Source organism: Streptomyces sp. NPDC048461 (genome assembly GCF_055587105.1).
The window spans coordinates 254,644-266,654 of record NZ_JBVJGW010000002.1; the positions used below are offsets into that span (position 1 = coordinate 254,644).

A 12,011-nucleotide genomic window follows, 5' to 3' on the forward strand; every position below is an offset into this window, starting at 1 on the left:
GGCGAAATGAGAGCACGGATCGGAGGCTCCGGCCAAGGGGTCGGGTGAACTCTTTCACAAAGTCCGGACGGATCATCAGCCGCCCCCGGCCCGGGCCGTGCGGTCCGGGAGCGGATCTCCTCAGCTCATGCGCAGTGCGAGGAAGAAGTCGAGCTTGTCCTCCAGCCGGGACAGGTCCCGTCCCGTCAACTGCTCGATTCGCCCGACCCGGTACCGCAGCGTGTTGACGTGGAGGTGCAGCCGCGTCGCGCAGCGGGTCCACGAACCGTCGCAGTCCAGGAAGGCCTCCAGCGTCGGGATGAGCTCCGCCCGGTGGCGACGGTCGTAGTCCCGCAGCGGGTCCAGCAGCCGCGCCGTGAACGCGCGCCGCACGTCGTCGGGCACGAACGGCAGCAGCAGGACGTGCGAGGCCAGCTCGTGGTGGCCCGCCGCGCAGACCCGGCCCGGGCGCGCCGCGGCGACCCGGCGGGCGTGCCGCGCCTCCTCCAGCGCCCCGCGCAGCCCCTCGGCGGAGTGCACGGCCGCGCTGACGCCCAGCGTGAGCCGCCCGTCGTCGGCCAGGCCGGCCTGCAGCGGGTCCCGCACGACGGCCAGGAGCTCGTCGGCGTGCAGCGCCGCATCGGGGCCCTTGTCCTCCCCGGCCTCCCCGGACAGCGCGGGCAGCGGCACCAGGGCGATGGCCTCGTCGCCCGCGTGGGCCACGGCGATCCGGTCCGAGGGCTCGGGTCCCGACAGGGTCGGGTCGACGAGGATCTCCTCCAGCAGCGACTGCGCCACCGGACCCCCGGGGATGTCGCCGCCGTCCCAGTCCACCCGGGCCACGACGACCTGCCAGTGCGGCGCTCCGCCCAGCCCGGGCAGCAGCACCGGGGCCGCGACCCGCAGGCGGGCGGCGATCTCGGCGGGCGCGGCGCCCGTCTGGACCAGCTCCAGCACCTCCTGGGCGAGGCGGCGGCGCACCGTACGGGCCGCGTCGCGCCGGTCCCGCTCCACGGCGATCAGCTGGGTGACGCCCTGCAGCAGGTCCAGGCGCTCGGCGGGCCAGTCGCCGGCGTCGGCCTCGACGGCCAGCAGCCAGTCCGACAGGACGCTCTCGCGCACGTCGCGGACGGCGGGACCGGCCGCGCCGCGGCCGTGTCCCCTGATCGGGAAGAGCGAGTACGTAATACCCTGGATGGAGATCCGGTGCGGGCCCCTGCGGCCCGTCCGGACCGCCGCGAGGTGCTCGCTCGCCAGCGCCGCACAGACGCCCGGGGCCAGCGGCTCGCCCGCCCCGGCGATCTGCCGGCCCGTGGGGGACAGCACCCAGGCCCGGAGATCGAGGTCGGTGGTGAGCAGATCCAGCACCACGTCCGGCCCGCCGCCGGCGGGTCCCGACGTCATCAGGCGGCGGTGGCGGTCCACGACCGCCGCGAGGTCCCCGGCGCGCTCCCCCGAGACCTGGCGCACCACGTACTCGGTGATGGTGGCGAATGCAACGTCCTCGTTCACGGCGAACAGGGGCAGGCGGTTGCGCAGACAGGCCGAGACCAGGTCGTCCGGGATGTCTCCGAGCTCGGCCTCGCCCGCGGCGAGGCCCGCCACGCCCGCGCCCGCCAGGATTCGTACGAACGGCTCGGAATCGGCCGAATTTCTTCGCCAGGCCAGGCCGGTGAGTACGAGCTCGCCTCCGGAGAGGTATCGGCTGGGGTCCCGCAGGTCGGTCGTCATGACCCCGCGGACCGTCCGGTCGAGTTCATCCTCGCCGCCCAGCAGCCGCAGCCCCAGCGCCTCGGTTTCCAGCAGTGCGCGCAGCCGCATGATGTCGCCGCCGATCTGTCTCGAATGTTGCCGTTGGAAATCGGGCAGGTCGTCGCATCCTGCCTTTCATACGAATCTACAAGACGAGGGAGGTCCCCAGCCAACTCCTTCATGGTTTCGGTGACTGCACCCGGGGGACGCGCGGCTTGTGTACTGACTCCACACCGCGTTAACAGCACGTGAACGACCAGTCGAGGGCCATTGGGCCTCCTGGCTTGAAGTGAACGACCCGATTAAGAAGAAGAGAGCCGCACATGGACTTCCTTCGCCCCGCCAGCTGGGAGGAGGCGCTCGCCGCTAAGGCCGAGTTCCCCACAGCTGTGCCGATTGCGGGTGGCACCGATGTGATGGTCGAGATCAACTTCGACCACCGTCGGCCGGAGTACCTCCTGGACCTGAACCGCATCGGTCTCCTGCGGGAGTGGGAGGTCGGCGAGGACGTGGTTCGTCTGGGCGCCTCCGTCCCGTACACGCAGATCATGGAGAACCTCCGCACGGAGCTTCCGGGACTCGCGCTCGCCTCGCACACGGTCGCGTCCCCGCAGATCCGCAACCGCGGCGGTGTCGGAGGCAACCTCGGTTGCGCCTCTCCGGCCGGCGACTCCCACCCGGCGCTCCTCGCGGCCGGTGCCGAGGTCGAGGTGGAGTCCGTACGCGGCTCCCGCCTGATCCCGATCGACGAGTTCTACACCGGCGTGAAGCGCAACGCGCTCGCCGCCGACGAGCTCATCAAGACCGTCCACATCAAGAAGGCGGACGGCCCCCAGCAGTACTCCAAGGTCGGCTCCCGCAACGCGATGGTCATCGCGGTCTGCGCGTTCGGCCTGGCGCTGCACCCGGAGACCCGCACGGTCCGCACCGGCATCGGGTCGGCCGCGCCGACCCCGATCCGGGCGAAGGCCGCCGAGGAGTTCCTGAACGCCGCGCTCGAAGAGGGCGGCTTCTGGGAGTCCGGCAAGGTCGTCACCCCGTCGATCGCCAAGCAGTTCGGTGACCTCGCCTCCGGCGCGGCCAACCCGATCGACGACGTCCGCGGCACGGCGAAGTACCGCCGTCACGCGGTCGGCATCATGGCTCGCCGCCAGCTCGTCTGGACCTGGGAGCAGTACCGCGGCACCACCGGCCGCTCGCTTGAAGGGGCTGCGTAATCATGCGCGTCAATTTCACTGTCAACGGCCGTCCGCAGGAAGCAGACGACGTCTGGGAGGGCGAGTCCCTCCTCTACGTCCTGCGCGAGCGCATGGGCCTGCCCGGTTCGAAGAACGCCTGTGAGCAGGGCGAGTGCGGTTCCTGCACCGTCCGCCTCGACGGCGTGCCGGTCTGTTCCTGTCTCGTGGCCGCCGGCCAGGTCGAGGGCCGCGACGTCGTGACCGTCGAGGGCCTGGCGGAATTCTCCAAGCAGCGCGAGGAGCACGGCCACGGCGGTGCCTGTGGCACCGGCGGCGGCTGCGGCGGCAAGGGCGGCGTCACCCTGGACGCGGCCAAGCAGTGGCAGGCCAAGCCCGGTGACTCGCAGACCGGCGAGGGCGTGGAGCTCTCCACCATCCAGCAGGCGTTCATCGACGCCGGCGCCGTCCAGTGCGGCTTCTGCACCCCGGGCCTCCTGGTCCAGGCGGACGCGCTGCTGGAGGAGAACTCCTCCCCGTCCGACCAGGACATCCGCGAGGCCCTGTCCGGCAACCTGTGCCGCTGCACGGGTTACGAGAAGATCCTCGACGCGGTCCGCCTCGCGGCCGCCCGTCAGTCAGAGGCGGTCTGACCATGGCTCAGAACACCCGCACCGTGCCCGCAGGCGCTCCGACGAACGTCAGCCAGAAGCACAACAAGGGCGGCATCGGCGAGTCCACGCTCCGCCCGGACGGCACCCTCAAGGTCACCGGTGAGTTCGCGTACTCCTCGGACATGTGGCACGAGGACATGCTGTGGGGCCAGACGCTGCGCAGCACCGTCGCCCACGCGGAGATCGTCTCCATCGACATCTCCGAGGCGCTCGCCATGCCCGGCGTGTACTCGGTGCTGACGTACGACGACCTGCCGGCCGAGATGAAGAACTACGGCCTGGAGATCCAGGACACCCCGGTCCTCGCCAACGGACGGGTGCGCCACCACGGCGAGCCGGTCGCCCTCGTGGCCGCCGACCACCCGGAGACCGCCCGCCGCGCGGCCGCCAAGATCAAGATCGACTACCGGGAGCTGCCGCTCGTCACGGACGAGGCCTCCGCCCTCGCCGAGGGCGCGCCGCTGATCCACGAGGGCCGCGACGACCACCACATCGGTCACGTCCCGCACCCGAACATCGTGCACCGCCAGCCGATCATCCGCGGCAACGTGGAGGAGGCCCGCAAGCGCGCCGACGTCATCGTCGAGGGCGAGTACACCTTCGGCATGCAGGACCAGGCCTTCCTCGGCCCGGAGTCCGGCCTGGCCGTGCCCTCCGAGGACGGCGGCGTCGAGCTGTACGTGGCCACCCAGTGGCTGCACTCGGACCTCCAGCAGATCGCCCCGGTCCTGGGCCTCCCGCCGGAGAAGGTCCGCATGACGCTCTCGGGCGTCGGCGGTGCCTTCGGCGGCCGCGAGGACATCTCGATGCAGATCCACGCCTGCCTCCTGGCCCTGGCCACGAACAAGCCGGTCAAGATCGTCTACAACCGGTTCGAGTCCTTCTTCGGCCACGTGCACCGCCACCCGGCGAAGCTCTACTACGAGCACGGCGCCACCAAGGACGGCAAGCTCACGCACATGAAGTGCAAGATCGTCCTGGACGGCGGCGCCTACGCGTCCGCCTCCCCGGCGGTCGTGGGCAACGCGTCCTCCCTCTCGGTGGGTCCGTACGTCCTGGAGGACGTGGACATCGAGGCGATCGCGCTCTACACGAACAACCCGCCCTGCGGCGCGATGCGCGGCTTCGGCGCCGTCCAGGCCTGCTTCGCGTACGAGGCCCAGATGGACAAGCTCGCGGCGAAGCTGGGCATGGACCCGGTCGAGTTCCGCCAGCTGAACGCCATGGAGATGGGCACGGTCATGCCCACCGGCCAGGTCGTGGACGCCCCGGCGCCCGTCGCCGAGCTGCTCCGCCGCGTGAAGTCCCGTCCGCTGCCGCCGGAGCGCCAGTGGGAGTCGGCCGGTGAGGGCGCGGACGTCCGCGCGCTGCCCGGCGGCCTCTCCAACACCACGCACGGCGAGGGCGTCGTCCGCGGCGTCGGCTACGCGGTCGGCATCAAGAACGTCGGCTTCTCCGAGGGCTTCGACGACTACTCGACCGCCCGCGTGCGCCTGGAGGTCATCAACGGCGAGGCCGTCGCGATGGTCCACACGGCCATGGCGGAGGTCGGCCAGGGCGGCATCACCGTCCACGCGCAGATCGCCCGTACCGAGCTGGGCGTCACGCAGGTGACCATCCACCCGGCCGACACCCAGGTCGGCTCCGCCGGTTCCACGTCCGCCTCGCGGCAGACGTACATGACCGGTGGCGCGGTGAAGAACACCTGTGAGGCGGTCCGCGAGGCCCTGCTGGAGATCGGCCGCCGCAAGAACGGCTCGTACCACCCCGCGTGGGCGACCGCCGAGCTGCTGCTCGAAGGCGGCAAGATCGTCACCGACGGCGGCGAGGTCCTCGCGGACATCGCCGAGATCCTCGGTGACGAGGCCATCGACCTCGAGCTCGAATACCGCCACCACCCGACCGTGCCCTTCGACCTGGTCACCGGCCAGGGCAACGGGCACGTCCAGTACACCTTCGCCGCGCACCGCGCGGTCGTCGAGGTGGACACCGAGCTGGGCCTGGTCAAGGTCGTCGAGCTGGCGACCGCCCAGGACGTCGGCAAGGCGCTCAACATGCTCTCCGTGGTCGGCCAGATCCAGGGTGGCACCACCCAGGGCCTCGGCGTGGCGATCATGGAGGAGATCATCGTGGACCCGAAGACCGCGAAGGTGCGCAACCCCTCCTTCACGGACTACCTGATCCCGACCATCCTCGACACCCCGACCATCCCGGTCGACGTCCTGGAGCTCGCCGACCCGAAGGCGCCGTACGGCCTGCGCGGCATGGGCGAGGCCCCGACCCTCTCGTCCACCCCGGCCGTCCTCGCGGCGATCCGGCAGGCGACCGGTCTGGAGATCAACAAGACGCCGATCCGTCCGGAAGCCCTCACCGGCACCCTCTAGGACGGCGCGGTGGGGGGGGGGGGGGGGGGGGGGGGGGGGGGGCGGGCGCGGGGCCCCCCGGGGGCGGGGCGCGGGGGGCCCGGGCGCCCGCCGGGTGTGGTGACACACCCCCCCCCCCGCGGCCCCCCCCCCCCCCCCGCCCCCCCCCCGGGGGGGGGGGGCGGGGGCCCCCCCCCCCCCCGCACCCCCCCCAAGACTCTCCGGGCGGTGTGACCCGGGAACGTCACACTTCCACCCACACCGCCCGGAGTACACGAAGTACCGCACCGCTCGCGGTCCCTTCACCCGGCAGTACCCCTGCGACCCCCCCCATGTAGTACCAGCGGTAACCCCCGCACTACCCGCAGTACACGCAGTGAACATTCGCGTCGCCTCGGGCCGTCACCCCGGGTCGTGCAGCCAACGGAGTTTCCCAAATCCCGCGTCTCCAATCTTTATGCGGGTGCCCCTTTGAACCTTGGGAGTTAGGCACCATGACCCAATCGTCTGTGGAGCCCAAGACCAGTGCGGAAGAGGCCGGCGACGGCTCTCTGAACCCCGCCGGACGGTCTTGGCTCGATCGGTACTTCCACATAACGCTCAGAGGATCCAACGTCGGCAACGAGGTTCGTGGCGGTATCACGACCTTCATGGCCATGGCGTACATCCTGCTCCTCAACCCCCTGCTCCTCTCGGGCAAGGACGTCGAGGGCACCACGATGGCCGCCTCGGCGATCATCACCGCCACGGCGTTCGCCGCGGCCGTCACCACCCTGCTGATGGGCTTCGTCGGAAAGGTGCCGCTGGCCCTCGCCGCCGGCCTCTCCGTGTCCGGCGTACTGGCCTCGCAGGTGGCCCCGCAGATGACCTGGCCGCAGGCCATGGGCATGTGCGTGGTCTACGGCGTCGTGATCTGTCTCCTGGTCGTCACCGGCCTCCGAGAAATGATCATGAATGCGATCCCGCTCGCGCTCAAGCACGCCATCACCATGGGCATCGGCCTGTTCGTCGCCCTGATCGGCTTCGTCAAGGCGGGCTTCGTCGGCAACGGCGGGGAGTTCATGCCCCCCGTCCAGCTCGGCGCCACCGGTGAGCTCTCCGGCTGGCCCGTCCTGCTCTTCGCCATCACCCTGATCGCCATCTTCATGCTCCAGGCCCGCAAGGTGCCCGGCGCGATCCTGATCGGCATCGTAGGCGGCACCATCCTCGCCGCGATCCTCAACGCCGTCGTGGACATCGACCCGAAGGCGTGGAAGAACGGCCCGCCGGTGCTCGACGGCTCCGTGGTCTCCCCGCCCGACTTCTCGCTCTTCGGCGACGTCAGCTTCGGCGGCTGGGGCGACGTCGGCTACATGACCGTCGGCATGATCGTCTTCACCCTGGTGCTCGCCGGCTTCTTCGACGCGATGGCCACCATCATCGGCGTCGGCACCGAGGCCAAGCTCGCCGACGACAAGGGCCGCATGCCGGGCCTGTCCAAGGCCCTGTTCATCGACGGCGCCGGCGGCGCCATCGGCGGCGTCGCGGGCGGCTCCGGCCAGACCGTGTTCGTCGAGTCGGCCACCGGAGTCGGCGAGGGCGCCCGTACGGGTCTCGCCTCCGTGGTCACCGGCCTGTTCTTCGCCGCCTGCCTCTTCTTCACCCCGATCACGCAGATCGTCCCCGGTGAAGTCGCCTCCGCCGCCCTCGTCGTCATCGGCGCGATGATGATGCAGAACGCCCGCCACGTGGACTGGGCCGACAGTGCGACCGCCATCCCGGTCTTCCTGACCGTCGTGGTCATGCCCTTCACGTACTCGATCACGGCCGGCGTCGCCGCCGGTGTCATCTCCTACGTGGCCATCAAGGTGGCGCAGGGCAAGGCGCGCGAGATCGGCGCCTTCATGTGGGCGCTGACCGGCATCTTCCTGGTCTTCTTCGCCCTCCACCCCATCGAGGGATGGCTCGGCGTCGGCTAGGCCCGGCGATGATCCGTACCTGACCCTCCACGCATCCGATACTGGAACCGAACCCCTCCGAGGAGGCCCCCATGCTGGACATCGCCGAAGAACTGAACCGGTGGGTCGAGCAGGGACGTGACTTCGCCGTCGCCACGGTCGTGGCGGTCGGCGGGAGCGCGCCCCGGCAGCCCGGGGCCGCCCTCGCCGTCGACGGCGAGGGCACGGCGATCGGCTCGGTGTCCGGCGGATGCGTGGAGGGCGCGGTGTACGAGCTGTGCCGGCAGGCGCTCGAGGACGGCGAGACCGTCACCGAGCGCTTCGGGTACAGCGACGACGACGCCTTCGCCGTGGGTCTGACCTGCGGCGGGATCATCGACATCCTCGTCACCCCGGTGTCCGTGGGCTCCGCCGCCCGGGAGGTGCTCGCGGCCGCGCTGGCCGCCGCCGCCCGCGGTGAGGCCGCCGCGGTCGCCCGGATAGCCGAGGGGCCGGCCGAGCTCATGGGCCGCGCCGTGCTCGTCCGTACCGAGGGCGCACACGAGGGCGGCTTCGGCGGCCACCCCGAGCTCGACCGCACCATCGCCGAAGAGGCCCGCGCCATGCTCGACGCCGGCCGGACCGGCGTGCTGGAGGTCGGGGCCGACGGCAGGCTCTGCGGAGAGCCGCTCAAGGTGCTGGTCGAGTCCAGCGTCCCGCCCCCGCGCATGATCGTCTTCGGCGCCATCGACTTCGCCTCCGCCCTCGTGCGCATCGGCAAGTTCCTCGGCTACCGGGTCACCGTGTGCGACGCGCGGCCCGTCTTCGCGACGAAGGCCCGCTTCCCCGAGGCCGACGAGATCGTCGTCGACTGGCCCCACCGCTACCTGGAGGCCACCGAGGTCGACGGGCGGACCGTCCTGTGCGTGCTCACCCACGACGCCAAGTTCGACGTCCCGCTCCTCGAAACCGCCCTGCGCCTCCCCGTCGCCTACGTCGGCGCCATGGGCTCCCGCCGCACCCACGAGGACCGCAACAAGCGGCTCCGCGAGGTGGGCGTGACCGAGCTGGAACTGGCCCGCCTGCGGTCCCCGATCGGCCTGGACCTCGGCGCCCGCTCCCCGGAGGAGACCGCGCTGTCCATCGCCGCCGAGATCGTCGCCAACCGCCGCGGCGGCACCGGGGTCGCGCTCACCGGGGCGCACATCCCGATCCACCCCGACGTCTCCAGCACGGTGATCGGCCGCATAGGCTCCGTCGCTTGAAGAGCGGACCCCGCGACACCGGCACGGGCATCGACACCGGCACGGGCACCGGCCGCTGAACGCCGAACGTGAGAAAAGGGCGCCACCCGCAGGGGTTGCGCCCTTTCGCCGTTTCCCCTACCTTACCGGCCGGTAACAGGAGGCACCCTCTCCATCCCTTCCCCGTATCGGAGTCGAACGGATGTCACGCACCCTGCGCACCCTGGGCCTGCTCGCCGCGGCCACCCTGCTGGCCGCCGGGGGACCGGCGACAGCCGCTCCCGCCGCGGGGCCGGCACCCGCCCCTCCCGCGGACGGACTGCGGGAGGTGCTCTTCGTCGGGAACAACTGGGAGGGGACCGCCGACGTCCTGGACTCCACCGGGAACCTCGGCAAGGTCGGCCGGATCGACGTGATCCCCGACAAGGCGGAGCGGCTCCGCGAGATCTACCTCAACCCCGTCCGGCTCGCGTTCTTCCTCGGCGTCCGGGAAACCGCCGGCGAGGGCCACGACCAGTTCGTGGACGACATGTACACCACCCCCGACGGCGCCGCCGTCGTGGTCTCCCGGCCCAGCTTCGCCGACGTCGTCTCCATCGACGTACGCTCGGGAAGGATCAACTGGCGCTTTCCCGTCGCCGGTTTCCGCTCCGACCACATGGCGGTCTCGCCCGACGGGACCCGCGTGGCCGTCTCCGCCTCGACCGCCAACACCGTCCACGTCCTCGACATCGCGACCGGCCGCGGGCTCGGCTCCTTCCGGACCGGGGACAAGCCGCACGAGAACACCTTCACGCGCGACGGCCGGTTCCTCTGGAACAGCTCCATCGGCGAGGTGAACACCGCCCTCGACGCACCGTGGCTGGACTGGACGAAGGGCGACCGGAAGATCACCGTCGTCGACGCGCACACCTTCCGCACGGTCCGCGTCATCGACATGCGCGAGCGCCTCGACGCCTTCGGCCGCCCGGACCTGTCCGACGCCGTACGGCCGGTGTCCTTCAGCCCGGACGAGTCGAAGCTGTACTTCCAGGTGTCGTTCTTCAACGGCTTCCTGGAGTACGACGTGGCCAGCGACCGGATCACCCGGCTCAAGACCCTCCCCGGCAACCCGGACACCAGCACGGACCGGACCACCTGGGTCAACGACTCCCGGCACCACGGCATGTCGATGAGTCCGGACGGCAGCAGCCTCTGCATCGCGGGCACGATGGACGACTACGCGACCGTGGTGGACCGGGCCACCCTCGCCGAAGGGCCGCTGGTGCCCGCCGACAAGCCGTACTGGGCCACCGTCGACGGAGACGGCACCGGCTGCGTCATCTCCGAAAGCGGCTCCGACCAGGTCACCGCCATCGACTTCGCGACCGGCCTCAAGCGGGTCTCCGTCCCCGTCGGGGACCACCCGCAGCGGGTCCGGATCGGGCACGTCCCGGCCGGATGGACCGGCCCCGCGGCGCGCTGACCCTTCGCGGTCGCCCCGTGATCGCCGGGCGGGCACATCCGGCCACTATGGGGTGACCGGTCCGCGATGACCGATTAGTCTCGCGATCATGGTGGACATCCGCGAGGTACCCGAGTCCGACATCGACCGTGCTCTGGAGCTCGCGTACCTGGTCTTCCACGACCGGCCCGAGAAGGAGCGCCGGGAGAAGCACCGCGCGCTCCTCACCCGCTGCGAACGGATCGGCGCGTACGAGGGCGGCTCCCTCGTCGGGTTCATGGCCGCGCACGACTTCCACCTCTCCGTACCCGGCGCGGACCTGCCCTGCCCCGGACTCACCTTCGTGTCCGTCGCCCCCACCCACCGCCGGCGCGGGGTCCTCACCGCCCTGATGGCCGCGCAGCTGCGCCGCACGGCGGACGCGGGCCGGCCCCTCGCCGCGCTCTGGGCCTCCGAGGCCGCCATCTACGGCCGCTTCGGCTTCGGCGGCGCCACCACCGGCGTCACCGTCGAGATCGACTCCACCCGCCCGCTCGCCCTGCGCATCGCCCCCGACCGGCGCCCGCTGCGGCTCCTCGACCCGGACGAGGCGCTCGCCGCCGTCGGACCCCTCCACGAACGCGCCCGAGGGCTGCGGGCCGGCCGCCCGACCCGCGGCACCGAACGCTGGACCGAGGAGTGGCTCTCCGAACAGGACGAGGAGGACGAGGAGTTGGGTCCGCCCCGGGTCATCGTCCTGGGGGAGCCGGGCGAGCCGGTCGCCGGGTACGTCCTCTACCGGACCAAGCCCGAGGGCGGCGGCGACGGTGCCGGGCGGACCCTCGGGCTGGTCCGCGTCGACGAGCTGGAGGCCGACGGCCCGGCGGTCGCCGCCGCCCTGTGGGAATGCGTCGCCGCCCTCGACCTGACCGGCCGGGTCCGTGCCTGGGGGCGCCCGGCCGACGATCCGCTGCTCCACTTCGCGGCCGACCGGGACCAGGTGCGGGTCACCGCCCAGTTCCCGGCGCTCTGGCTGCGGCTGGTCGACGTACGGGCGGCGCTGACGGCGCGCTCCTGGGCCGCTCCGGTGGAACTGGTGCTGGAGCTGACCGACGCGCGGCTCCCCGCGAACGCCGGGCGGTACCGGCTCGATGCCGGCCCGGACGGCGCCGCGTTCGATCCGGCCCGCGCCGCCCCCGACCTGTCCCTGGACGTACGGGAGCTGGCCTCCTGCTACCTGGGCGGGACCCGGGCCGCCGAGCTGGTCGCCGCCGGACTGGTCGCCGAGCACACGCCGGGCGCGGCGGCGGCGCTGGACGCGGCCCTGCGGACGCGGCTGCTGCCGCACACCGCCGACGAGTTCTGAGGCGTACGGCGCCCGGACCGGAGGCGCCCGGACCGGAGGGGCCCGGACCCGCGGGGGCCCGGGCCCGAGGGGGCGGTGGCGGGGGCGGGCGAGCGGACCGCCCCCACCACCGCCCCCGG

At 71.9% G+C, this 12,011-nt stretch carries 8 protein-coding genes; 7 read left to right on the plus strand and 1 reads right to left on the minus strand.

The genetic code is table 11. The features are described 5' to 3' along the window. Nucleotides 1–120 precede the first annotated feature (120 nt). The gene (locus ACZ6S8_RS04095; RefSeq protein ID WP_469452246.1) at nucleotides 121–1,800 is read right to left on the minus strand and encodes a PucR family transcriptional regulator; all 1,680 of its coding nucleotides are present in this window, start codon (nucleotides 1,798–1,800) and stop codon (nucleotides 121–123) included. 254 nt (nucleotides 1,801–2,054) lie between these two features. On the opposite strand from ACZ6S8_RS04095, the gene ACZ6S8_RS04100 reads away from it, so the two are divergent. The 7 genes from ACZ6S8_RS04100 (at nucleotide 2,055) to ACZ6S8_RS04130 (ending at nucleotide 11,892) form a co-directional block, all read left to right on the plus strand. After that, nucleotides 2,055–2,948: an FAD binding domain-containing protein gene (locus ACZ6S8_RS04100; RefSeq protein WP_469452248.1), complete on the plus strand. Its 894-nt coding sequence runs from the start codon at nucleotides 2,055–2,057 to the stop codon at nucleotides 2,946–2,948. 2 nt (nucleotides 2,949–2,950) lie between these two features. Further along, entirely contained in the window at nucleotides 2,951–3,559 is a 609-nt protein-coding gene (locus tag ACZ6S8_RS04105) for a (2Fe-2S)-binding protein (RefSeq protein WP_469452250.1), read from the plus strand. Between the two features lie 2 nt (nucleotides 3,560–3,561). After that, nucleotides 3,562–5,964 (plus strand): xanthine dehydrogenase family protein molybdopterin-binding subunit, encoded by a 2,403-nt coding sequence (locus ACZ6S8_RS04110; protein WP_469452252.1) that lies wholly within the window; start codon nucleotides 3,562–3,564, stop codon nucleotides 5,962–5,964. A 473-nt stretch (nucleotides 5,965–6,437) separates the two neighbouring features. Then, nucleotides 6,438–7,901 (plus strand): NCS2 family permease, encoded by a 1,464-nt coding sequence (locus ACZ6S8_RS04115; RefSeq protein ID WP_469452254.1) that lies wholly within the window; start codon nucleotides 6,438–6,440, stop codon nucleotides 7,899–7,901. 71 nt (nucleotides 7,902–7,972) lie between these two features. Then, the gene (locus tag ACZ6S8_RS04120; protein WP_469452256.1) at nucleotides 7,973–9,124 is read left to right on the plus strand and encodes an XdhC family protein; all 1,152 of its coding nucleotides are present in this window, start codon (nucleotides 7,973–7,975) and stop codon (nucleotides 9,122–9,124) included. Nucleotides 9,125–9,305: 181 nt separating this feature from the next. Beyond that, nucleotides 9,306–10,568 (plus strand): YncE family protein, encoded by a 1,263-nt coding sequence (locus ACZ6S8_RS04125; RefSeq protein WP_469452258.1) that lies wholly within the window; start codon nucleotides 9,306–9,308, stop codon nucleotides 10,566–10,568. 88 nt (nucleotides 10,569–10,656) lie between these two features. Further along, nucleotides 10,657–11,892 (plus strand): GNAT family N-acetyltransferase, encoded by a 1,236-nt coding sequence (locus tag ACZ6S8_RS04130; RefSeq protein ID WP_469452260.1) that lies wholly within the window; start codon nucleotides 10,657–10,659, stop codon nucleotides 11,890–11,892. Nucleotides 11,893–12,011 lie beyond the last annotated feature (119 nt).

What these genes read in the sequence shown, in the direction of transcription:
- ACZ6S8_RS04130 (WP_469452260.1), top strand. Translation starts at nt 10,657, where the DNA reads ATGGTGGACATCCGCGAGGTACCCGAGTCCGACATCGACCGTGCTCTG.
- ACZ6S8_RS04100 (WP_469452248.1), top strand. Translation starts at nt 2,055, where the DNA reads ATGGACTTCCTTCGCCCCGCCAGCTGGGAGGAGGCGCTCGCCGCTAAG.
- ACZ6S8_RS04110 (WP_469452252.1), top strand. Translation starts at nt 3,562, where the DNA reads ATGGCTCAGAACACCCGCACCGTGCCCGCAGGCGCTCCGACGAACGTC.
- ACZ6S8_RS04115 (WP_469452254.1), top strand. Translation starts at nt 6,438, where the DNA reads ATGACCCAATCGTCTGTGGAGCCCAAGACCAGTGCGGAAGAGGCCGGC.
- ACZ6S8_RS04105 (WP_469452250.1), top strand. Translation starts at nt 2,951, where the DNA reads ATGCGCGTCAATTTCACTGTCAACGGCCGTCCGCAGGAAGCAGACGAC.
- ACZ6S8_RS04125 (WP_469452258.1), top strand. Translation starts at nt 9,306, where the DNA reads ATGTCACGCACCCTGCGCACCCTGGGCCTGCTCGCCGCGGCCACCCTG.
- ACZ6S8_RS04095 (WP_469452246.1), bottom strand. Translation starts at nt 1,800, where the DNA reads ATGCGGCTGCGCGCACTGCTGGAAACCGAGGCGCTGGGGCTGCGGCTG.
- ACZ6S8_RS04120 (WP_469452256.1), top strand. Translation starts at nt 7,973, where the DNA reads ATGCTGGACATCGCCGAAGAACTGAACCGGTGGGTCGAGCAGGGACGT.